The sequence below is a fragment of the Pontibacter sp. LHS2 genome (assembly GCF_058932845.1).
In genome coordinates, this window is record NZ_JBZYWG010000005.1 from 130,256 (window position 1) to 153,209 (window position 22,954).

Here is a 22,954-nt window from a genome sequence, read left to right on the forward strand (position 1 = left end):
GAAAGTTGGTGTGTCCCTGCCCTCGCTCGCGTCCCGCGAGTGTGAGTTATCCGGCGGACTCTGGCCGCTTGAGGACGATTGTACAGCCCCTCCCGAAAGGCAAGCCCGTTTTACTCTGCCTTTTTTGTCATCCTGAAAGGATCTTGGTAGAGAGGGTTCCTACCCCCGCAAGTAGCATAGTCTTAACCTCCGGGGGGAAGGGTCCCTCCATTTAAACAAGTTTCTTTACAGAATGACAGTGGTCTTTGAACAAGATCTCTTTGGATGAAAGCCTCCCCCCCAAGAAGAGGCTTTCTGTCGCTGCGACATACAAGGTAAACGACCTCTAGCAATTACTTTAAATCCTCAAAAATTGGCGGGAGGCCACCGAAAAGCTTACACTCGCGGGACGCGAGCGAGGATCACGGAAAATTTACCTATCAACAATTCAAACTACCTCCTCTTCGGCATCTCTGGATTCTGAATACGCCGCTGCGGCACTAGCACCACTTTGCGTCCGGTGATTTCCTCTAGCATCGGTTTGAGCACCTTCTCGGCGTTTACCTGTGTCTGGCGCAATATACCTGACTCCAAGGCAGCTTCCTTTACATTGCTTTCTGCATAACGATAGCTTTCCTGCACCAGGTCTGCATCCTGGAAATAGGTGTTTTCTTTAGAGAAGACCTTGGACTTGCTGTGGTCTATTTTATAGTAGCAAATCTCAGGTTCTGGCAGACTGATCTGCACGAGTGAGTCCCCTCGAAAGAAGATATCCTGTTCGGTTAGTTTCGTGAAATCAATACAGCCTACGGCTTCCCCTGTCACGATTAGCACCACTTTTGAGTTAGGCACCCAGCGGGAGACGTTTTTCTCATACTCCACCACGTCCTTAAAATTATAGCGCACAAGCTCCATTTTCCCAAGTTCTTCTACAGTAGTTAGGATGGTGTTGTGGTTGACGATGACTTCAGGTTGTTTCTCGTCGGGTCCAAAGGTGTCTTTTACCTGGCGCCAGACAAACCAGCCGACCAGCAGCAACAGGATGAAGGGCAGCAGGCGGAACAAAAGTCGAATGAGGGGCATGAGCAGATTGATGTCGGTTGTGTTAACTACGGTCTACACAGCAATTATGGTGCTAAAGTTCAAATTTGCTACAGGGCTATACCTAGCCTTTCCTGAAAACCGGCATTACCTTGCAGTCCGCCGGTATGCACCGCTACAATGCGACTGCCCTCTGGGAAATAGCCTTGCTGAATCAAATCAACCAGACCATGGAACATCTTACCGGTATAAACAGGCTCCAACGGCAGATTATGCTCTTGTTGAAAACTGCGCATAAAGTCCAATAAATCAGGCTTCACCTTAGCATAGCCACCAAAGTGGTAATTCGTGATCAGCTGCCAGTTTGAGTAATGCTGTCCGCTATAGCTTTTGATCAGTTGCTCGATCTCCACTTTCAAGAAGTCTCCACCTTTTAAGGCCGGAAAGCCCAGCACCTGCTTCTTGCCTTCAAGCCCGGCGATGATGCCAGCTAAGGTACCACCCGTGCCGCTGGCGCAGCAGATGTAGTCGTAGTCGATGGAGATATTTGACACAATTTCAGTACAGCCTTTCACGGCGAGGGCATTGGTGCCGCCTTCAGGTATAATGTAAGGATGCCCGAACTGTTCAGCCAGTTGTTTCAGGTATAGCGGGTCGGACTTCTGCCGGTACGCTTCGCGGGAGATGTAGTGCAGCGCCATACCTGCCGAAGTGGCAAAGCTGAGTGTTGGGTTGAGCGGCAGATGTTCTTCCCCCCGGATGATACCGGTGGTTTTAAAACCGAACTCCTGCCCTGCCGCCGCTACGGCCGCGATGTGGTTGGAATAGGCGCCGCCAAAGGTCAGCAGCGTGTCGTGCTGCAGACTCGTTGCCTCCTGCAGGTTATACTTAAGTTTGCGCCACTTATTACCCGATATAGTAGGGTGCAGCAAGTCTTCCCGCTTCACCCAAAGCGCTATACCATGCGATTCCCAAACAGGACTGTGTAACTGTTGCAGCGGTGCTTCCATCGGCATCAAAACAAAGGCCCCGCATTTGCATACAGGGCCTTTGGCTTACACGATTACTTCTTTTTCTACTTCTGCAGGTTTACGGCGCATTCCGTAAAAGATGGCCCCTCCGATCACCACTAACAGCAGAATCGACGAAATTAGAGAGATGGTATTGCCTAAAGTATAAGAACTCGGCTCGAATTTGAACTCGATGGTATGTTTACCCGCCGGTACTTCCATGGCACGCAAGATGTAGTTCACCCGGATGTGATCCACTGGTTGCCCGTCGAGGTAAGCCTGCCAGCCGTCGGCATAGTATACCTCTGAGAATACTGCCAGACCTGCCTGCGCCGCATTCACTGCATAAGTCAGGGCATTCGGCTGATACTCGGTCAGCTCGATGGTAGAGCCTTCCGCATTATAACTTGTCGCTGCCGTCTTGAACTTCGACACGTCCACCACAGCTGTGGTGCTGGCGTCCAGTCCGTTCAGGGCTTCGATCTCTTCATCCGGAGTATTCACCGTTTTCACTTCGCTCACAAACCAGGCATTGCCCAAGGCACCTGGTACACGTTGCACCGGCTGCTGCGGATCGCCTGTGATCACGTAGCGGGTGTTGAGCATGCGCAGCACCTCCAGGTTATTCTGCACTATGTGGCGGTCGATCACGTCCTGGTAACGGCGCATTTTGGCGCCATGGTAACCACCTACTGACTTATGGAAGTAAGAGGTGCGGGCATCGTTAAACGGATTTGGCAGGTAAAGCACGCGGTAGTGCGGGTCTTTGTCCTGCAGGATCATCTGGTCAGCTTTGGTTGGCTGGAAGTGGTTTTCCACCACACGCTTCTCAAAATCGCTGTCGTTGAGGTAGCGCTTGTTCACGCTCCACAAATCTACAAGTATCAGCAAACCGATACCTGCCATGGCCATGGTGGCCGACACTTTGCCTTTGAGGTAGAAGTACAGCAGACCGAAGGCCAGGGCGATAAAGACGAATGCACGCAGGGCGTCGGAGCGCATCATGCTTTCGCGGTCGGCACGGATAGCGTCTAACGGGAAGTAAGACTGCTGCAGCTGCGGATCGACAGCTCCTACAAAGCTAGCTGATCCAGCAAACACCCACACCAGCAAACATACACCAGCTGTAATACCACCTGAAATCATCAGTTTCTTGTCCAGGTCTTTAATCAGATTGCGATCGCGGATGACTTTGTAAAGCGCCAGTATACCTAGCAACGGCATCGTGATCTGGGCAATAATCAGGGCTGATGAAACTGCCCTGAACTTGTTATAGCCCGGGAAGTAATCGAACATGAAGTAGTTGAAAGCCTCAAAGTTCTTACCCCAAGCTAGTAAAATAGACAGAATCGTAGCACCAAGCAGCCAGATACGGGTTGGCTTGTGCACAATGAAGAGGCCCAACACAAACAGGAATATCACAATGGCTCCCACGTATACCGGGCCGCTCGTCATCGGCTGCGGTCCCCAGTAAGTTGGCAAGCCTTGCTCTAGCGCCTGCTCTGCCTGAACCGGTGGCAAGCCAAGCCCCAGTAACGCCTGGTAGCTCTGCGAATCTTTATCGAGTCGGGTGTTACTGCTGCTTCCACCATAGAAATCAGGTATAAGCAATGTCATGGTTTCGCCCACGCCGTAGCTCCAGCTAAAAGCATAGTCGCGGTCAAGGCCGCTGGAAGTTTTGTCGCCGCTGTTGGCCACGCTCAGCTCCGACTTGCCGCGGATACTGTGCTGGCTGTACTCGGCCACGGTATACAGTCTGCCGAAATTCACACCTACCGCCAGCACGGCTGCCACGGCCAGCACCAGCCCACGCTTGATCAGGTCGGCTATACGGCCTTCTTTGATGGCATAGATCAATTCCACCACGATCCACACGAGTACCATCAGGAGCATGTAGTAGGTCATTTGCAGGTGGTTGAAGTGCAGGTTGAGCGTCAGAGCCAGCGCAAAGATGGTCGCCCCTATCCAAACATTTCGCCGGAGCGCATAGAACATACCGGCCAGTACTAACGGAATGTAAGCAATGGTAAGCGACTTGGTATTGTGCCCCGCCTCCAGTATGATGAAGTTGTAGGAAGTAAAGGCAATGGCGATGGCACCAATAATAGAAACCCAGGTATTGAGCCGCAGTGTGACCAGCAAAATGTAGGCACAGAGGAGCGTAATAAAGATATTGCCCGCCATAGCCGGCAGGTTGAAAGTCAGGAGGGTATGGATGTAGCCCGAGAAGTCACCGGGGTAGCGGGTGTTGATCAGGTACGAAGGCATACCGCTGAACATGGAATTTGTCCAGAGGGTCTCTTCGCCGGTGGCCTCGCGGTAGTCTTGTATCTCTTTGGCGCCGCCCTTAAACTGCAGAATGTCATGCTGCGCCATCCCCTTGCCCTCAAACAGGACAGGAGCGAAGTATACGGCGGTAAGGAGAAGGAAAATCAGAATCGCGATGATATGCGGGAGCACATCGCGCTTAAAGTCAATAGAAGCTGTCATATCTTTCAGGAAACCTCAGAATAGAGCTGAAAGATAGGCTTTTTATTTTATTTCTTCATAATCGACATACTGCCCGCCGTTGAAATCCTTGCGATCAGGCTGCTCCGGCACATAGTCGATCTTGATATCGCCCTTTTGTCGGCCATTGCCATTGGATTGCGGTTCAGGACGCGGCTGGTTCATGTTAGAGTAAAAGAAAGTGCCATTGCGCAGGCTCTTCTTCACAAAGAAAGCCAGCAGCCAGCGGAAAAGGAAAGGCGCTACCAGTCGGATAAAAAAGATAACGAGTAGGGTAACGAATATGAATTTGATCATGATAGTCGGTTAAGGTATAGCCAGCATACGGCAGCTGCCTATTATTTAACAAAAACAGTACCTGTTCAGATACAATTCCCCTGCCAAAAAGTTTTTCCTGTCATTTCGGCGGAGGCTTATGCAAAGGTAAGGATTTTGTATACGGCTTAAAAATGACGATAGTCCCCAAAATGCCAAAAGCCTTCCCTATTACAGAGAAGGCTTTTCGGTTTATCAGAAGCGATTTACTAAACGCTCAGGTATAGATTACGCTCCGAGTAAATCTTCACAAAGTAATCATCCTGCAAGTCGTCGATGAAGTAGATGGCCTCACCCGTAGATTTCATTTCAGGGCCGAGCTCCTTGTTTACTTCCGGGAACTTGCTGTGCGAGAACACCGGCACTTTTATGGCATAGCCTTCTTTGTGCGGGTTGAAGTTAAAGTCTTTCACCTTCTTCGCTCCCAGCATGATCTTGGTAGCGTAGTTGATGTACGGCTCACGGTACGCTTTTGCAATGAACGGTATGGTACGCGACGCACGTGGATTGGCCTCAATTACATACACCTCTTCATTTTTCACGGCAAACTGAATGTTGATGATACCCACCGTATCCAGTGCCAGCGCAATGCGCTTTGTATAGTCTTCGATCTTCTTGATCACGTTTTCGCTCAGGTCGAAAGGAGGCAGCACCGCGTAAGAGTCACCGGAGTGGATACCGGCCGGTTCGATGTGCTCCATGATGCCGCAGATGTGCACGTCCTCACCGTCGCAGATCGCGTCGGCCTCTGCCTCAATGGCATGATCAAGGAAGTGGTCAAGCAGCACCTTGTTGCCCGGATGGTCTTTCAGCAAGTCGATCACGTGGGCTTCGAGCTCTTTCTCGTTGATCACGATCTTCATGCTCTGACCACCCAGTACGTAGCTTGGACGCACCAGCAGCGGGAACTTGAGCTCTTTGCAGAGTTCCAGCGCCTCTTCTGCCGTTTCGATCACACCGAACGGAGGGTATGGGATGTCCAGGTCGCGCAGCAAAGAAGAGAACGAACCGCGGTCCTCGGCCAGGTCAAGCGCTTTGTAGCTCGTACCGATTACCTTAATGCCGTAGCGGTCCAGTTTTTCGGCCAGTTTCAGGGCCGTCTGTCCGCCCAGCTGCACGATCACACCTTCTGGCTTTTCGTGCAGGATGATGTCGTAGATGTGCTCCCAGAACACCGGCTCGAAGTACAGTTTGTCCGAAATGTCGAAGTCTGTTGAAACCGTTTCCGGGTTACAGTTGATCATGATGGTTTCGTAGCCGCACTCTTTGGCCGCCAGCACCCCATGCACGCAGCTGTAGTCGAACTCGATGCCTTGGCCGATGCGGTTCGGACCAGAACCCAATACCACGATCTTTTTCTTGTCGGTCACGATGCTCTCGTTCTCGCCGTCGAAAGTGCTGTAGAAGTATGGCGTTTTGGCTTCGAACTCGGCGGCGCAGGTATCCACCATTTTGTAGACACGCTGTATACCTAGCTCCATACGCACAGCATGCACTTCGCTTTCGAGGCAGCGCAGGATGTGCGCGATCTGGCGGTCGGCGTAGCCTTTTACTTTGGCTTCACGCAGCAGTTCTCCCGGCAGGGTAGCCAGGGTATACTTCTCCATCTCCTTCTCCAGCATGTCGATCTCTTCGATCTGCGCCAGGAACCAAGGGTCGATCTTGGTCAGGTTCTGGATGGTGCTGGTAGGTATACCGATGCGCATGGCATCTTTAATGCAGAACAAACGGTTCCAGCTTGGATTCTTCAGGTTGTAGATGAGGTCATCGTAATTGGTCATCTCCTTGCCGTCAGCACCCAGACCGTTGCGCTTGATCTCAAGGCTCTGGCAGGCTTTCTGCAGCGCCTCCTGGAAGGTACGGCCGATGCCCATCACCTCGCCCACAGACTTCATCTGCAGACCCAGCGTGCGGTTAGCACCTTTAAATTTATCGAAGTTCCAGCGTGGTATCTTCACGATCACGTAGTCCAGCGCTGGCTCAAAGTAAGCCGAGGTAGTCTTGGTGATGGCGTTTTTCAACTCGTCGAGGTTATAGCCGATGGCCAGTTTGGCGGCGATCTTCGCGATCGGGTAACCCGTCGCTTTAGAGGCCAGCGCCGAAGAGCGGGAAACGCGCGGGTTGATCTCGATGCCGATGATCGTGTCGTCGTCCGGGCTCACGGAGAACTGCACGTTACAGCCGCCTGCAAACTGCCCGATGCCGTTCATCATCTTGATGGCCAGGTCGCGCATTTGCTGGTATACCGTGTCGGGCAGGGTCATGGCTGGGGCTACCGTGATGGAGTCGCCGGTGTGTACGCCCATCGGGTCGAAGTTCTCGATGGAACAGATGATGATCACGTTGCCGAGGTTATCGCGCAGCAACTCGAGCTCATATTCTTTCCAACCCATGATGCTTTGCTCTACCAGTACTTCGTGCACTGGCGAGGCGTGCAGGCCACGGGTGAGGGCTGCGTCGAATTCCTCAGGGGTATTAACAAAACCGCCCCCCGTACCACCAAGGGTAAACGAAGGGCGAATCACGAGTGGAAAACCAATTTCCTGCGCTATCTCTTTTCCTTCCAGGAACGAGGTAGCTGTTTCTCCCTTACAAACATTCACCCCAAGCTCGAGCATCTTCAAACGGAACTTCTCGCGGTCCTCGGTGGTCTCGATCGCGTTGATGTCCACCCCGATGATACGAACGCCGTATTTTTCCCAGATACCTGCCTTATCGCATTCGATGCACAGGTTGAGGGCTGTCTGCCCACCCATGGTCGGGAGCACGGCGTCGATCTTATGCTTTTCCAGAATTTCAATGATGTACTTCTTCTCAAGCGGCTTGAGGTACACATTGTCCGCCGTTACGCTATCGGTCATGATAGTGGCGGGATTCGAGTTGATGAGCGTCACTTCGATCCCCTCTTCGCGAAGGGAACGGGAGGCTTGGGAGCCCGCATAATCAAACTCGCAGGCCTGGCCGATAACGATGGGGCCAGAACCAATAATCAGAACGGATTTAATACTGGTGTCTCTAGGCATGTGCTTTGGTAGGTATAAATTGCCCAAAGTTACCGCAAAATGTTCGGGCTCACAAACTAAAAATGCCCTAAAGGGCTTTCTTTTTTTAACATAAGGTACCCGCTATACCTATATTAAGGTGAAAAGAAGCCTGCTAATCACCCTCCTCGAGCACAAAAAGCTCATTTACGGTCAAGCCGAAGAGATTTGACATTTTAAGAGCCAGCAAGGTAGAAGGCAGGTATTTATTTTTCTCAATGGCATTGATCGTCTGGCGGCTCACGCCCAGAGCATCGGCCAGCTGCTCCTGGGTCATGTCTTTTTGGCCCGCTCTACTTTGATGTTTCTTCATCTGCCTCGAGTGCTTTGCGGGTGCGGTACAGATTATACCTGAATGAGCCGTAGGTATAGAAAAGTAGTAGAGCGAGTGCACCGGGTTAAACAGATCAGATTCTTAACATGGGATACACACAAACCTTGCGTCTGTGATACGTACACAAGGTATAACCTAACTAAATACCCATGGAAACACCACGCGAAGACGATTATATAACCAATTCGGAAGAGAGCGAGCGTCTGCCTGAAGAAAATCCGGAACCACTGGAGGGTCTCAAAAAGGAGGAGCACGACATCCTGGATTCTGAGCCGGAAGGAGTGGAAGAAGGCGGCAACGCAGCTGCAAAAGAGGAAGAGGATACTCGCAAGTTAGATGGCAGTAACGCCAACAACCTAAGAACGAAATAAAAAATTATTATCCCCAAAAGCCGCAGGTTCAAGCACTTAGTGCCTGGATCTGCGGCTTTTCATGGCCATTCAGTGCGATCTGCAGCATACCCCAGCCCGACCAACTCGTTTTTGATGTACGATAGCAGCATAAATCAGGAAAGCACCTGCAAGGCCTAGCATTACTATATTATTATAATAGTTTTATTTTATGCTACAAAGGTTGACTCTACCATAATTATTCAGTATCATTAGACTGGAATTCACCGAATTAACGCCATAAATTATGGTATACTTCCAGACAGATTATCTGCTTGTAGAGTACCACGCGGCCAGTCATGTGCTGCTAAGCCAATGGTATGGTAAATGCAGCAGCCTGCAATACAGACAGGCGCTTATTAGGCTGGTCAGGCTTGCCCGTGAGTTGGGGGTGCCGTACGCCATTACAGACAGCCGCTTGCTCGCCCCCCTCGACCCCGATGACCTGGCCTGGACCCGTGATGTATATGCCCAGGCTTTCAGCCAACTCCCGCTTAAACGTTCCGCATCCCTTACTCCTTTTGACCCAGCCGCCAGCCGCCAGATCCAGCAGGTATTTACCAGCAGATCATCTCCGCTCCCTTTCGAAACCCGGGAGTTTGATGACCTCACTTCCGCTTACGATTGGCTTACTTCTGAAGAATAAGCTGATGCTTCTTACTTCTACTATTACCCATTAGCATCTTACCATTCCTGCCGTTGCGACTTATTCGCCTTCCATTTGCCAGTATCGGGCTATTAAATGATATTGCTTATATTGTCAGGCTAAATGCAGGCATCCTTACCCGGTGAGGTTATGCCCATACCTGATAAGCGCACATGCTATACCTTATTTTAAAGCTGATTTTACGCACAGGCCTTTGGGTGTTCTTCCGTAGGTTTGTGGTGCGCAACCGTCACCTGATGCCAACACGTGGGCCACTGCTCGTTGTTGCCAATCACCCCAACACGTTCATGGATCCGATCGTGATCGCCTCCTTGCTTCCGCAACAGGTGTACTTTATCGCGAAAAGTACAGTGTTCAGTTCGCCACTGCATAACTGGCTGCTACACCGCATGAACCTTATTCCGATTCACCGCAGGGAAGATACGCCAGGCCAGGCAGTGGACAACGAAGCAGCCTTTAAGGCCAGTTACCAGGCACTCGCGGCACACAAAACGTTGCTTATATTTCCGGAGGGGACTAGCTTTAATGAAAGGCGTCTGCGCAAAATCAAAACAGGCACGGCCCGGATGGCGCTAGGCGCTGTGGCACATATGTCAGCGGTAGCTGACTTGCAGATTCTTCCTGTCGGCCTTAACTACTCCGACCCTACCCGCTTCCGAAGTGATGTGTTTGTGAATGTGGGCAAACCCATTGCAGTAGCCCCCTACTTAGCGCAGTATCAGCAAAACGAGAAGGGTACCGTCACCGAACTGACAGACCAGATACGCCAGCAACTTGAGAAGCTGATCGTCGTAACGCCCTCCGATGACGAGGATACGCTTGTGCGTCAGATTGAACAGGTATACAAACAGAAACTGGCATTGCAGACTACCATAGAGGCTCCTCGCCACGTGCGCGATTTTCTGCTGACGCGGGCTATTGTGAAAGGGTTGGCTTACTTTCTGGAAACGCAGCCATCGCGGGTGGAGCAATTCCGACATAAATTGCGCTCTTATACCCAACAGCTTCAGGAACTCGACCTGCAGCGCCTCCCCACTGTAGAGGAAAACAATGTACTGCTACGCCAGAGTCTTGCCCGCACCCTACTGCTAGCACTTACCATCCCGCTATACCTGTACGGACTTATTAATAATTACCTGGCCTACATTATACCTTCCAAAGTAGCCGATGCCCTCACAGAGGAGCAGGAGTTCAGAGCGCCGATCATGCTCTCAGTGGGTATCTTCTCATTTCCGATCCTATACGCACTGCAGGCTTATGCCTTATGGCACTTCTGGCCTAATGCCGTATACCTGCTGCTATACCTGATCAGCCTACCTTTGTCGGGCTTTTTTGCACTGCGCTACTGGAACACTCTGCTTCGGGTGCGGGAGCATTGGCTGCTGCTACGCCTTTTTCTGAGTAATAGCCCAGTGGCGGAAAGTCTGAAAAGACAGCGGCAGGAGCTTATTGAAGAATTAGAAGTAGCGCGAAAAGAATACCTTCACCAACAAACCGACAGCCAAAGCCTTGGTTAAGATCACGTCGATTTCATAGCAATTACACCTGTTTTCCTATTCTGAAGACCATACATCTGGTACTGAAACGGGAATTATCCAGTCTATTTCCTCAAAATAACTATCCAAATAGCACTAGTTCCGTAAATAGGATACTGAAATCTAATTTTTACAGTATTACAAACAATAAGGACTATGAAAAAGACATTTGTAAACATGCTTGCACTTTCATTTGTAGCAGCAACGGTAATGACAGGTTGTGCAGATACCACTACTACCGGCACTGATACCGACGCTACAGATACTGACGTGTATGGCACAACGACTGGTACTACTACCGGCACGACAACGGGTACGACGACCGGTACAACGACCGGAACTACAACAGGTACTACTACTGGCACCACAACCGGCACTACTACAGGTACAACAACTGGTACGACGACAGGTACAACAACCGGTACGACCACTGGAACTACAACCGGTACAACGACCGGTACGACTACTGGCACCACGACTGGTACGACAACAGGAACCACAACCGGCACAACGACTGGTACTACTACTGGCACGACAACGGGTACCACGACAGGGACAACCACTGGAACCACAACAGGTACTACAACTGGAACGACCACAATGGGCACTTCACCTAGATAGGTGATTTACTCAATTACTTAAACAAAAAGGCAAGCACCTCTTCGGTCTTTGCCTTTTTGTTTTTTAATTATAACCCTTGATCACACATGCACCAACTGCAACTATACCTGCGCCGTGTTTTTACAGTTGACTTGCGAGCCCTGGCCATCATGCGCATATGGGTGGCCGGTATTATTCTAACTGACCTGGCCATACGTGCGACGGACCTCGAAGCACATTACTCCAACATGGGCGTGCTGCCGTTGCACGTGCTCCATCAGTTTGGCTGGCATCCTTATCATTTCTCTTTCCATACCCTGAGTGGACTTTGGCAGGTCCAGGCTTTTCTATTTCTGATTGCTGCTGTGTTTGCCGTTTGTTTGATGCTTGGCTACAAGACGCGCACTGCCACTATTGTCAGCTGGATACTGCTTGTATCACTCCAGAACCGAAATACTTTTATTGCGCAAGGGGGCGACGACCTTCTTCGCATGCTGCTCTTCTGGGGTATGTTCCTGCCATGGGGAAAGTTCTACAGCTACGATGCTGCAAAGTCTCCCAAGCTTGAACTGCAGCAAACTACCTACTTCAGTGCAGCGACAGTAGCTTACATTATGCAGATCTTTCTGGTATATTTCTGCACTGCCCTGCTCAAGAGTTCACCTGAGTGGAACCTCGATGGCACTGCGCTCTATTATGCCCTCAGTCTCGACCAGATTCTGATGCCTGTAGGCAAACTCATATACCCTTATCCTGAGTTGCTCAGGTTCCTGACGCTGACCACCTGGTATACCGAACTGCTGCTCCCCTTCCTGCTCCTGATTCCTTTTTACAATCATGTATGGCGGCTTGTGGTCATCGGCGTATTGTTTATGTTTCATGTCGGTATTAGCCTGACCCTCTTTGTCGGCTTGTTTTACCTGATCAACATTGCCTCCATCTCTGGTTTGCTCCCGCCTCAAGCCATGAACTGGGCAGAAAGGAAATTGCTTTCTTCATTCAGAAGACCGTTTTCGGGTCAGTTTCAGCGCATCTTCAAAGGCTTGAGAAGCCCTGCACAGCTACGACTACAGATCAGCTTGCAAAGGCCGCTGCTAACCAAGAGCCAGCTACATTATGTACGGGAAGGTTTTGTGACTTTTGTGCTGATCTACTGCATTTGGTGGAATCTGTCAGGAGCAACTGCCCGAGTACCCGTTATGCCCGATTCTGCCACCTGGTTTGGCAATCTCCTGCGTGTGGACCAACGATGGGGCATGTTTGCACCAGCCGTGTTTAAAGACGATGGTTGGTATGTACTGGAAGGCCAGGCAGCTGACGGGCAGCTCATTGACCTGAACCGTGAAGGCAAAGAGGCGGATTATGCCAAGCCTGCCTCCGTTATGAGCATGTTCAAAAACGACCGTTGGCGAAAATACTCTGAGAACTACCTCTTCGTGCATTACGCATTTTTGAGGCCGTACTACTGCAACTACCTCGTGCGTCGCTGGAATGAAGCGCATCCAGGCAATCCTGTGAAAGAGTTGCAAGTGGTGTATATGAAAGAATATACCTTACCCGACTATCAACCGGTTACTCCACAAAAAGAAGTGCTCTGTATCTGCGCCAATCTACCAGAGTAGATTATTCGCAATGACAGAGCACTACATTGATGCCTTATGACAGGTATCAACAACTATCGTCGTCGCAGGCAAGTGCGCTACTTACGGCAGCGGCCACCAGACCGCCCATCAGGTACAGTCCCACCGTCATGGCACGGGTACTGTTGGTACGGTTGCTCGGGTCAGTGCCCAGGCCCATCGGGCCGGGCAACAACACAGCACCGGCCCCTGCTCCGGCTCCCAGCAGACTGCCGCGTAACCAGGTGTCTTTGCCGGTTCCGGCCATGCTGTAGTAAACAGAATTAGATACCACATCCCCTACCATGGCCCAGGCACGCAACACACTACTTTCAGGTGGTTGGGCACCTGCCTTTTTCATGACTTTAGAAATAGCCCGCATTCCCAGCACGTCCATGCGGGGTGCTTCGGGAACTAGCCGGCGCAGGGTTTCATGTGCGATTGTTAAGGCAACGGCCCCTGCCAGACCGCTTACCAGTGCTTTGCTTACTTCCATAGTATTAGCTTCTTCATAGAGTTATTAAGGTCAGTTTGTTGCTATACGCAAGATTAGCCTGTTTGCTATACCTATACGAAACAAAAAGCCGGGTTAATCACCCGGCTTTTTGCCATGTAGCTTTATAAAGGAGCAATTATTTATTGCTGCTTCCCAGATTCTTATTCAGGTTTTTCTTCAGCTTTTCCTGGGCGCTCGCTATTTTAGAGCCCATTTTGCCTGATTTATTTTTATTCATCGAGTTCATAGCTACCCAGCCTGCGCCCAGCGCAAGCAATGATCCGCCTACTACTTTCTGAGTAGTGCTCAGGCCATTCACTTTATTCATCGTGCTGCTACCAAACTCCTGCAGCTTGCCTGACATCTTATCCAGGTTTTCTTTCTTGAAAGTGTCCTTCCAGTTAGACTTGCCTGATGAAGCCGACTGGCTGTTTCCTGACGTGTTTCTGGCAGATGACTGATTGCCACTAGTAGCGCCTGAAGCAGATGACTGGCTTGAGCCGATATTTGATGTATTTGATTGTGAGCTGCTCTGAGCTGATGGATTCTGATTGGATTGCGAGTTCTTATTTGTTTTGTTTTCCATAGGTAAGTTAATTTTAATTAAACACATGTACACCCTGTCATACGTCTACACTTAGCTTGATCAGACAAGGTGTCAGACTTATATGTATCGGTTTTTGGAGTACAGGGTTTCGTTTGGTGATCATATTCCACTATGCGCACAAGTCAGGCCCGCAATAATCATATCCACGTCACAAAACCAATGAAACGGCGAGCAGGCTGATTTTAATTTCCCTGGGAGGGAGCTCACGCAGCTGTACCTTACAGATCAGGAACAGGCTTGATCTTATAACTGATGCGCTCTTAGTTTTTGAAGGGCTTCTTTTAATTCAGAGCGCTCATCCTCCTCCACTTCCTGTATCGCTTTACGGGGTTGGTAGAATGCGAGTATGTCCTGTCGTAGGGCAGGGCTTGTGTGTTTAAAATCAGAATTGGCAAGTTTTTGCAACAATTCCGCATAGGTCTCATCCGTGAGCTTGTAGCCACCAGGTTTTGTTGGCTCCCCCGTGTCGAGCTGCATGTTAGCCAACGTAAGCTGGTCTTGCTGCCTGAGCTGCTTGATCAACTTGGTATAGTTCTCGACTGTGGTGTTAAAGCTATGATAAAAAATCTTTTCCGCTTCGGGCGTAGGCGGCTTAAAGGCTAACGTTCGGAAAGGTCCTACTTTTGGCAGCACTTTAATGATCCAGGCGATAAAGCGGGCAAATAGGTTGGGGCGCTCGTAGTCTGTTCCCCAAGCCTGGTTAAAATCTGCCCGTTTCATGTGGTAATGGAACTTACTCCTGGTTATACCTGGGCTAGCTTGCTGTATATCACTTTTCTTGGCCTGCCAGGCTGCTTTGGTCAGGTCCGGTATCAGGCCGCGGATAGTGTAGCGGTAAGTCCCGATTGCCAGTGGCACGTTCACAAACACATCGCTCAGTTCAAGCCCATAGGTTTCCAGAAAAGCCCGCTCCAACAGCTCTTTCGACACTTTAAAACCAATGAAAGCCTGGTAGGCGTCAGGTGCATAGTTGCCACGAGCTACCTGCAGCACATCAAACCCGAACTCTGTCTTGATATGCGACACGGGATCTTCTGCATAAGTAACTTCTTTACCATGCTCGGCTTTTACCTTCGGGTATACCAGTGCCACCGCCTTGTTGGTGCCAAGTGGGTGGCCATGTATATCGGCATTGTAGTGTGACAGAGCCCCGAGTGCAAAACCGTATTCTTCTATGGTAGAGGATGATTTAAGAAGATTTTCTACAAAAGCACCACTGCGCACATAATGCGTCAGGTCTGTGAAGAATGTATTGCCGAAAGGGAAATAGCCCATGTCCTGCACAATAGAGCCCCCATAGGCGTGTGCATGCGCCTTTTGCAGGTCTTCGTCTGTGGCCTTAGGGAAGCGCTTGCGCAGGAGAGGCTCTATGGAGTCTTTCCAGGCAGCATCGATTATAGCCTGATGCGTAAGCACACCATAAGCGCGCACGGTAGTCGCTGTTAGCAACAGGTATAGAAAGAAGGCCAGGAGACTAAGCCTTGGTAAGATGCGGTAGTTCATGCTAGTGGGTATGCGTCGGGTGTTATACGCAGAAGCCGACGCAAGAGATAGGATATGGGCTATATTCTATAGAGAAGATCGCAGTTTTTTTCGGTCTTTGAGGTAACTCATCACTTCCACAATGCTTATCCCTAAAAGTACCCACATAGCTCCCAGAAGAAAGCCGGCCAGGACATCCGAAAGAAAATGCACCCCCAGATAGATTCTGCTGAACCCAACCAATAAGATCAACGCCCCGGCTCCTACAAGCACTCCACTGCGCAAGCGCTTCTGACGTATATGGCGATATCCAAAATAGGCCAATATTCCCCAAAGTGCCATGCTGGTGGTGGCATGCCCGCTTGGAAAGGAAAAGTTATGCTCCGGATAAAAAGCCACCTCAGTCGGTCGGTCGCGGCTGATGAATTTCTTACCGTACTGCACGGAAAGCCCTACCCCTGCCATGGTAAGCCAGAAAGCTAAAACCGCCGTATAGCGTCGCCGGTACAGCAACACGATCGTAGCCAGGCCTCCGATGGCAAACACTGCTTCCCGGGTACCCAACTGGGTAAGTGCATAGAAGGTCTGACTCAGCCATTCGCTGCGCATGCTGTAAAGGAAAGCTGTAAAAGCTTTGTCAATGTGCACCACCCCTTCCGACTCGATCACATCTTCTGTCAGTTGAGAAAGCAAGGCAGCATTGACGCCGATGACCAGCAATAAGATGGATAGTGGCAGTCCAATAAAAGTCGTGGTATCGAAGCGGCGCAGGACAAAGGAAGAGAGCCTGGGAAAACGCTGGTAAAACTGTTGCACCAGCGGCTGTTTCGCCAGCCAGCTTCTCAGGTTTTGGAAGAGATATGTAAGGGAATGCCGCATAAAGGAAAAATCCAACTGTTATACGCAATTCTCTCAATTTGATATACTGCAATGATCATTTACCCGCAAAAATAAGCCGTTCACATAGCAAAATGATTTATTAACAACTTATTAGCTCTATATAAAGTACATATTTAACATGAGAGGGTTTGAAAATATGTACGACAAACTCCTGCTCGCTGTAGGGGTCATACTGCTCGCGTTGCTGTGGGTTCAGTTTCCGGCTATGCCCGAGATGAATGCGGAAGATCATATACGCTATACCTCGGACGAAGCCAAAACGGTTATGAACTCAAAAGCCCGTTTTCTGAAGCCCTCCAAGACGCTTTCTCCTCGTCAGGTTATCAAAATCCAACTTCACGCCTTACAACGAAACGACGTTACAGATAGCGGCATTATCACCGTGTTTAACTTTTCATCTCCTACCAGCCGGGTAAGTTTGGGACCACTCAACCATTTCCGAATGATGGTGCGCGATCCCGCCTATAGCCCGATGCTCAACTTTGTTTCATACAAAACGGGTAAGATGGTGATAACAGATGATACAGCTTATCAGCTTGTGGTGATCAAAGGAGCCAATGGAGAACAAGTGCCTTACCTGTTTATACTCGCCAAGCAGCGAAAAGGCATGTACAAAGGCTGCTGGATGACAGTAGGTGTCGCCCGGCAGGACTCAAACCGCCAAACCAGCCTGATCTAGCGGCTATACCTGTTTTTACAGCGGCAATTCCATTTTGATGTCGGCACGCTCGTAGATGCTCGGCGGCATCGGCACTTCTACAAAACCTAAGCGACGGTATAGATTCAGGGCTGTTTCAAGTCTACGGTTCGATACCAGGTATACCATACGGGCTCCTGCATTCCGGGCTTTCTGGATGGCTGCCTCTCCTAATAGTTTACCGATCTTGAGTCCCTGCGCCTTAGGAGCCACTGCCATCTTAGCTAACTCATACACATTATCCCCATCATTAATCAACGCGCAAGTCCCCACGACCTCGCCTTGGTAGCTAGCCATCAGGATATAGCCACCTTTGTCAATAATATAGCTCTGCGGATTGCCGAGCGATTTGTGATCGGCTTCTTCCATCACAAAATAACGGGTAATCCACTCTTCATTAAGGGCTCGGAAGACGGCGGCGTGCGGCGGCTCGAAATCCAGTATCTGTACGGTAGCTTCAGTAGTAGCCAAGTGCATAGGTCATTCTAATTTGCTGCAAATCTACACTTATACCTACATCATTCCCAAACAGGACATTACAAAAGGATTTCTCCTTACAAGTTTATACCTAGTTTTCCCCACGCAACAACTGCCCCCTCAACTCACCATTTGGGTAGGTAGTGCTATGTATGTTCAGGTACCATCTTCCGTCAAGCAACTGGTCCTCTTCGGTCTGCGTCAGCTCTCGTGTCGTGCCTGTGACAGTACCGGTATAGCTGTCCGTGTGATTTTCGATTGGTATTACAACAGGGGCATTCTCAGTGGCCAGGGCCGGACCATGAAAGTGTATCCCTACTGTATTGTCACTTGGATTCCCGAGTGTCCAGCTAAAGTTATAAGTCAGTATCCTGGTACTGCGATCGTAGGTAGCCGTAATGGAGCCTGATCCGCTTGTGGCAACAGCTGGCACCTCGTTTTCTCCGGACAGCTCCACGTTTGTGAACTCAATTTCACTTTCGAGCATGTCATCCATTTCATCATCGTTGTCGCAGGCGTAAGCAAAACAACTCAGCACGACTAAACAATAGAACATTATCTTTCTGGCAATTATATCCTGGCGTTTCATAGACTAAATATTTTAAGCTTTTATCAATCAATATCTTATATTGTTTTACTCTTCTCGCCGCCAATTGTTAACCAGTAAGTGCAATTCGATTCCGTTTATGAACCCCCTGCAATCCTTAGGCGATAAACATGAGTATAAAAAGATTGACCGAACGCGTCTGAATTCATGCCCGAGACTATTCCACTTTGGTTGACGATTGCCTATACCCTGTTTCTACTGGTGTTAGTGCCCGTATATTGGAAACACTACGGCCCGGGCAACTTTCTTTGGTTCTCGGATGTGGCGCTTTTCTCGGTGGGCATCGTGCTCTGGACGGAAAACCACCTGTTGCTGAGTATGATGGCCGTGGGCGTATTGGGACTGGAGCTTGTCTGGAATGTGGACTACTTTGGTCGCTTGCTCACTGGCAAGGAGCTGCTAGGCCTGAGTGATTATATGTTTCACCCGGACAAAAGTCTGTTTCTGAGAGGTTTGTCGCTGTTTCATGTGTTTCTGCCGGCCATTGTGATCTGGCTGCTGATCGAGTGGGGCTACGATACCCGCGCTATCTGGTACCAGACGGCTCTGGCGTGGGTGGTAGTGCCGCTCAGCTACTTCCTCACCGACCCCAAAGAAAATGTTAACTGGGTATTCGGTCCGGGCAATGAGCCACAGCAAGCTATACCCAGAGGCCTGTACTTTGCCCTGACCATGCTCTTCTTCCCTCTGTGCATCTTTCTACCCTCACACTTTATCCTGCAGTGGCTGTTTAATTAGAGTGCATAAAAAAAGCGGGTATAACCCGCTTTTTTTATGCACTCTAATTAAACAATTAAATATTCTGCGTAGCGTTCGCATCCGGCACTTTCACCTTCTCGGTAGTCTTCAGCCCGGATACCACTTCAATGTTGATGCCGTCTGAAAGGCCGGTTTTCACTTCACGTTTCTCAAACACCTGCGGGGCGGTTTCCACTTCCACAAACGACTTGTCTTTCTCAAACTTCAACAAGCTTTCCTTCACCGCCATTACGTTCTCACGCTTGTCGAGCACGATGTCAGCGTTGGCGCTATACCCTGCCCGTATAAAGTCTTTCTCGTCGAGAAGTACCTTGGCACGAATCGGGAATTTGATGGATCCTTCTTCCAGTACACCTTTCGGGGCGATGTACTCGAGCTCGGCATTGAACACCCGCCCTTCAATGGCACCGATGGTCAGCATCAGGTCCATGCCTTCTTTCAGCTTGCCTACCTCCGATTCATCTATCTTACCTTCAAAGATCAGGCTGCGCATGTCGGCCACGGAGGCGATGGTGGTGCCCTCGTTGAAGTTGTTGCGCTCGATAATGGAAGTACCCACTTTCACTGGCACATCCAGCAGCATACCGTCGATGGTAGAGTATACCAGGTTAGAGGCCTGTCCACTGCGTTTGGAGGCACCTTCCCGCACCAGCTGCAGGTTACTCTCCGCTGACTGTAGGGCTTCGCGCTTCAGGTCATAGTCCGATTTAAAGCGGCGGTACTCCTGTTCGGCGATCACCTTCTGCTCGTAGAGCTGCTCGTGGCGAGCTAACTCACGCTTAGCTTCTTCGAAGTTAATACGGGCAGTTTCCAGCGTGTTCTGGGCATTGTTCACGTTCACGATGTTCGGCACAATCTTGATCTTGGCCAGCAGCTGCCCTTGCTTCACGATCTGCCCGGCCTCTACGTAGAGCTCCTCCACAATACCTGATACCTGCGACTTCACTTCCACCTCTTTGCGCGGCACGATGGAGCCTGTGGCCACTGTCTTTTTCACGATGTCTGCCTCAAAAGGCTCTTCCGTTTTATACACGATCGGGTCGGTGTTGGCCTTGTTGTAGAAGTACCGACCCAGCCAAACAGACAAGGCCAGCATGACAATCACAAACAGTCCGATAAAAACTTTTTTCATAGTGCTATACTCAATTATGTTCTTTGTTATTCGATGCTTAAAATTACTCTTCCTGCAAGGCCACGACCGGATTCACGCGGGCCGCTTTGGTGGCAGGTATAAGCCCAGCCAGCGCACCGGCTACCACCAGTAGAATAGTAGCGGTTACGGCTACGGTCGGGTTCACTTCCGGCGGTCCGAAGAAGCCTGCCTGCACGTTATTGTCCACCATAAAGCCTTCGATGGTTGCGATGAGCCCGGTGCCAGCCAGCAAACCGATGTAGCCGGCGAAGCCTGTAATTACAATGGATTCCTGTATGATCAAGCTCACAATAGACAGCGGTGTAGCACCCAGGGCCTTGCGTATACCTATTTCCTTGGTTCGCTCCTTCACCACGATCAGCATGATGTTGCCGACCCCGATGATACCGGCAATAATAGTCCCGATACTCACCAGCCAGCTAAAGCCAGCTATACCTGCAAACAGCCCCTGTACATCCTGAAACTCTTTCTCCACGTTGGCCGACCCAAAAGCCTTCAGATCCGTCGGAGCCACTTTGTGACGTTTCATCAACAGGGCTTTTACTTTTTCCTCCACCACCGCAGCAGGTATACCTGTCTTGGGTGTCATGGCAAAAAAGTTCACCTGGTTTGGCTGGTTAAAGGCCTGTTGCAAGGTCGTGTTAGGTATATAGATGGTCTGAGCGTCCTGCACTACTTCCTCGTCTTTGCCGATCGGCTTAAAAGTACCCACCACCTGAAAGTAGATGCCTTTGATGCTGATGTACTTGCCAATCGGATCTTGGCCTTCGCTAAATAGAAGCTCTAAGGTACGTGGCCCCACTATCGCTACTTTGCGGCGTTCCACTATATCTTTTTGGTTAATGAAGCGCCCACTCAAGATGTTAGTCGGCTTCACGTGTAGTACTTCGGGCGTTTCGCCATTCACGGTAAAGGCCGAACTTTTGGTACCATATACCACCGAGAAGCTGCCTCGCAGTTGATTACTCGGTGCAATCACATCCACCTCCGGCACAAATGTCCGAATGGCTTCTATATCGTCGTTGGTCATCTGGATAAAGCGGCCTGCTTTCAGCCCCATGTAAGGCACACTCGTACGTTGCGTCCACACAAACACGGCATTCTTAGCCACATTAAACTCTGAGGTAATCCCTTTCTCCAGCCCCTTGCCTGCACCCAGCAAAAGCACCAACATGAAAATGCCCCAGAACACGCCAAAAGCCGTCAGCGCCGTACGCAACTTGTGCTTCTTTACGGTGTTATAAATCTCGGTCCATTTATCAATGTCGATCATACTCTAGTTTTGAATGAGTGATTTAGTGACTATGTGAGTTTTGATTTAGTGAATGATTGAATTAAAATTTGGGATAGGCAGAATTTAATGGTGAAGACCCCTCAGGTAATCGAGATGCTTCATAAGCTTCGTTAATTTATTTTCCATCTTTTAGATAATTTACTCAACCACTCTCAATCACTAAATCAAAATTAACTTGCCCTTAGCGCTTCTATCGGTTTGATCCTGGCCGCTTTCAGGGCAGGCATCAGACCGGCCAGGGCTCCGGAAATAACCAGGATCAGAGTAGCTGCCAGCGCCACACCGGGGTCTACCTCGGGGTTGGCGAAGAAAGGTGCTTCTGCACCCGACGACTCCATCAAATACTCCAGACCTGCGAGCACACCTGTACCTGCCAGCAAGCCCAGATAACCCGAAAAGGCCGTTATCACCACAGACTCCTGCAAAATCAGGCTCACGATAGAGAAAGGGGTCGCCCCCAAGGCTTTGCGCACTCCGATCTCACGGGTTCGCTCTTTCACAATGATCAGCATGATGTTGCTCACGCCCACAATACCAGCGATCAGGGTGCCTATACCTACTATCCACACAAATATCTTGATGCCATTGAAGAGGCCCATCACTTTCAGAAACTCCGCCTCGGTATTCTCTACCCCAATGGCCATTTTGTCCTCACTGGAGAACTTATGCCGCTCAGCCAGTAAGTTGCGCAGACGGTCTTCCATGGTTTTGGCGCTCACACCGGGCTCAGCTACCAGTGCCATCATCTGTACCTGGTTGGGCTGGTTAAAAGCGGCTTGCAGCGTCGAGAAAGGTACATAGGCCCGCTCTTCACGACGGCTACTGTTGTTGCCGCGCATCTTAAAAGTGCCGACTACTTTAAAGTGTATCCCTTTGATGTTGACGTACTCTCCCACCGGGTCGCCTTCCCCAAACAATACCTTGCTTACCTGATCACCAATCACAACGACCTTGCGCTTTTCACGCTCGTCTATTTCGTTGAGCAAGCGGCCTCTGAACGGTATCTCTCCGTTTATTTTCAGGAAACCCGGCTCAGCACCAAACACCTGATAAGAGCCGTTCTTGGTTTTATAATTGATAGTATACTCCCCCAAAACTCGGTTGCGGGGTGAGAGTATCTGCACGTTATCCACATCGCGGTGTACTGACGTGATATCCTGATTGGTCAGTTTGATCTCACGCCCCGGCGACATCCCCTTATGCGCCAATGCCGTCTTGCCGGTCCATAAGTAGATGCTGTTCTTGGCTCCGGCTCCGAAACGGTTGTATACCCCATTTTCCAGCCCCTTGCCGGCACCCAGCAACAGTACTAGCATAAAGATACCCCAGAACACGCCAAAAGCGGTCAGGAACGTACGCAGCTTGTTTTTCTGCATCGTCCCGAGTATCTCCTGCCATTTGTCTAGGTCGAACATCTGATTGCTTGTTGTTTATTATTAGTGCT

22 protein-coding genes are annotated in these 22,954 nt (G+C 50.1%); 7 read left to right on the top strand and 15 right to left on the bottom strand.

Annotated features, from left to right (window positions below):
- Positions 1–432: 432 nt before the first annotated feature.
- The 6 genes from AC5FX6_RS20755 to AC5FX6_RS20780 form a co-directional block, all read right to left on the bottom strand.
- On the bottom strand, positions 433–1,062 hold the full coding sequence (locus AC5FX6_RS20755) for a DUF4230 domain-containing protein (protein ID WP_493598876.1): 630 nt from the start codon (positions 1,060–1,062) through the stop codon (positions 433–435).
- A 68-nt stretch (positions 1,063–1,130) separates the two neighbouring features.
- Positions 1,131–2,036, bottom strand: coding sequence for a 1-aminocyclopropane-1-carboxylate deaminase/D-cysteine desulfhydrase (locus AC5FX6_RS20760; protein ID WP_493598915.1), 906 nt, complete (start codon positions 2,034–2,036; stop codon positions 1,131–1,133).
- A gap of 39 nt (positions 2,037–2,075) precedes the next feature.
- Positions 2,076–4,520 (bottom strand): YfhO family protein, encoded by a 2,445-nt coding sequence (locus tag AC5FX6_RS20765; protein WP_493598877.1) that lies wholly within the window; start codon positions 4,518–4,520, stop codon positions 2,076–2,078.
- A gap of 42 nt (positions 4,521–4,562) precedes the next feature.
- Positions 4,563–4,835, bottom strand: a complete 273-nt coding sequence (locus tag AC5FX6_RS20770) for a DUF4834 family protein (RefSeq protein ID WP_493598878.1) — start codon at positions 4,833–4,835, stop codon at positions 4,563–4,565.
- Between the two features lie 227 nt (positions 4,836–5,062).
- Complete coding sequence (gene carB / locus AC5FX6_RS20775) at positions 5,063–7,876, bottom strand: carbamoyl-phosphate synthase large subunit (RefSeq protein WP_493598879.1); 2,814 nt, start codon at positions 7,874–7,876, stop codon at positions 5,063–5,065.
- Between the two features lie 133 nt (positions 7,877–8,009).
- Positions 8,010–8,207 (bottom strand): helix-turn-helix transcriptional regulator, encoded by a 198-nt coding sequence (locus AC5FX6_RS20780; protein ID WP_493598880.1) that lies wholly within the window; start codon positions 8,205–8,207, stop codon positions 8,010–8,012.
- Positions 8,208–8,377: 170 nt separating this feature from the next.
- On the opposite strand from AC5FX6_RS20780, the gene AC5FX6_RS20785 reads away from it, so the two are divergent.
- From AC5FX6_RS20785 to AC5FX6_RS20805, 5 genes are all read left to right on the top strand, one after another.
- Positions 8,378–8,599, top strand: coding sequence for a hypothetical protein (locus AC5FX6_RS20785; RefSeq protein ID WP_493598881.1), 222 nt, complete (start codon positions 8,378–8,380; stop codon positions 8,597–8,599).
- 265 nt (positions 8,600–8,864) lie between these two features.
- Positions 8,865–9,263 (top strand): hypothetical protein, encoded by a 399-nt coding sequence (locus AC5FX6_RS20790; RefSeq protein ID WP_493598882.1) that lies wholly within the window; start codon positions 8,865–8,867, stop codon positions 9,261–9,263.
- A 173-nt stretch (positions 9,264–9,436) separates the two neighbouring features.
- Positions 9,437–10,801, top strand: a complete 1,365-nt coding sequence (locus AC5FX6_RS20795; protein ID WP_493598883.1) for a lysophospholipid acyltransferase family protein — start codon at positions 9,437–9,439, stop codon at positions 10,799–10,801.
- Positions 10,802–10,975: 174 nt separating this feature from the next.
- Entirely contained in the window at positions 10,976–11,440 is a 465-nt protein-coding gene (locus AC5FX6_RS20800) for a hypothetical protein (RefSeq protein WP_493598884.1), read from the top strand.
- Positions 11,441–11,526: 86 nt separating this feature from the next.
- The gene (locus AC5FX6_RS20805) at positions 11,527–13,041 is read left to right on the top strand and encodes an HTTM domain-containing protein (RefSeq protein ID WP_493598885.1); all 1,515 of its coding nucleotides are present in this window, start codon (positions 11,527–11,529) and stop codon (positions 13,039–13,041) included.
- 46 nt (positions 13,042–13,087) lie between these two features.
- On the opposite strand, the gene AC5FX6_RS20810 is transcribed toward AC5FX6_RS20805, so the two are convergent.
- The 4 genes from AC5FX6_RS20810 to AC5FX6_RS20825 all read right to left on the bottom strand — a co-directional run bounded on the left by AC5FX6_RS20810 (position 13,088) and on the right by AC5FX6_RS20825 (position 16,502).
- Positions 13,088–13,534 (bottom strand): hypothetical protein, encoded by a 447-nt coding sequence (locus AC5FX6_RS20810; protein WP_493598886.1) that lies wholly within the window; start codon positions 13,532–13,534, stop codon positions 13,088–13,090.
- A 136-nt stretch (positions 13,535–13,670) separates the two neighbouring features.
- A complete protein-coding gene (locus AC5FX6_RS20815) occupies positions 13,671–14,120 on the bottom strand; it encodes a hypothetical protein (RefSeq protein ID WP_493598887.1) in 450 nt (149 codons plus the stop codon).
- 264 nt (positions 14,121–14,384) lie between these two features.
- Positions 14,385–15,644 (bottom strand): zinc dependent phospholipase C family protein, encoded by a 1,260-nt coding sequence (locus AC5FX6_RS20820; protein ID WP_493598888.1) that lies wholly within the window; start codon positions 15,642–15,644, stop codon positions 14,385–14,387.
- A gap of 66 nt (positions 15,645–15,710) precedes the next feature.
- Positions 15,711–16,502 carry a phosphatase PAP2 family protein gene (locus tag AC5FX6_RS20825; protein WP_493598889.1) on the bottom strand — a complete coding sequence of 264 codons (792 nt, stop codon included), beginning with the start codon at positions 16,500–16,502 and terminating at the stop codon, positions 15,711–15,713.
- A gap of 157 nt (positions 16,503–16,659) precedes the next feature.
- On the opposite strand from AC5FX6_RS20825, the gene AC5FX6_RS20830 reads away from it, so the two are divergent.
- Entirely contained in the window at positions 16,660–17,202 is a 543-nt protein-coding gene (locus AC5FX6_RS20830; RefSeq protein WP_493598890.1) for a DUF4864 domain-containing protein, read from the top strand.
- Between the two features lie 15 nt (positions 17,203–17,217).
- Here the strand turns inward: AC5FX6_RS20830 and AC5FX6_RS20835 are convergent, their stop codons facing one another.
- Entirely contained in the window at positions 17,218–17,697 is a 480-nt protein-coding gene (locus tag AC5FX6_RS20835; protein ID WP_493598891.1) for a GNAT family N-acetyltransferase, read from the bottom strand.
- Between the two features lie 91 nt (positions 17,698–17,788).
- Positions 17,789–18,286, bottom strand: coding sequence for a CHRD domain-containing protein (locus AC5FX6_RS20840; RefSeq protein WP_493598892.1), 498 nt, complete (start codon positions 18,284–18,286; stop codon positions 17,789–17,791).
- 165 nt (positions 18,287–18,451) lie between these two features.
- Here AC5FX6_RS20840 and AC5FX6_RS20845 point away from each other — a divergent pair, with 165 nt between their 5' ends.
- On the top strand, positions 18,452–19,042 hold the full coding sequence (locus tag AC5FX6_RS20845; protein ID WP_493598893.1) for a membrane-associated protein: 591 nt from the start codon (positions 18,452–18,454) through the stop codon (positions 19,040–19,042).
- 55 nt (positions 19,043–19,097) lie between these two features.
- Here the strand turns inward: AC5FX6_RS20845 and AC5FX6_RS20850 are convergent, their stop codons facing one another.
- The 3 genes from AC5FX6_RS20850 to AC5FX6_RS20860 form a co-directional block, all read right to left on the bottom strand.
- Positions 19,098–20,195 carry an efflux RND transporter periplasmic adaptor subunit gene (locus AC5FX6_RS20850; protein ID WP_493598894.1) on the bottom strand — a complete coding sequence of 366 codons (1,098 nt, stop codon included), beginning with the start codon at positions 20,193–20,195 and terminating at the stop codon, positions 19,098–19,100.
- Positions 20,196–20,238: 43 nt separating this feature from the next.
- A complete protein-coding gene (locus AC5FX6_RS20855; RefSeq protein WP_493598895.1) occupies positions 20,239–21,489 on the bottom strand; it encodes an ABC transporter permease in 1,251 nt (416 codons plus the stop codon).
- A gap of 191 nt (positions 21,490–21,680) precedes the next feature.
- Positions 21,681–22,925 carry an ABC transporter permease gene (locus tag AC5FX6_RS20860; RefSeq protein ID WP_493598896.1) on the bottom strand — a complete coding sequence of 415 codons (1,245 nt, stop codon included), beginning with the start codon at positions 22,923–22,925 and terminating at the stop codon, positions 21,681–21,683.
- Positions 22,926–22,954 lie beyond the last annotated feature (29 nt).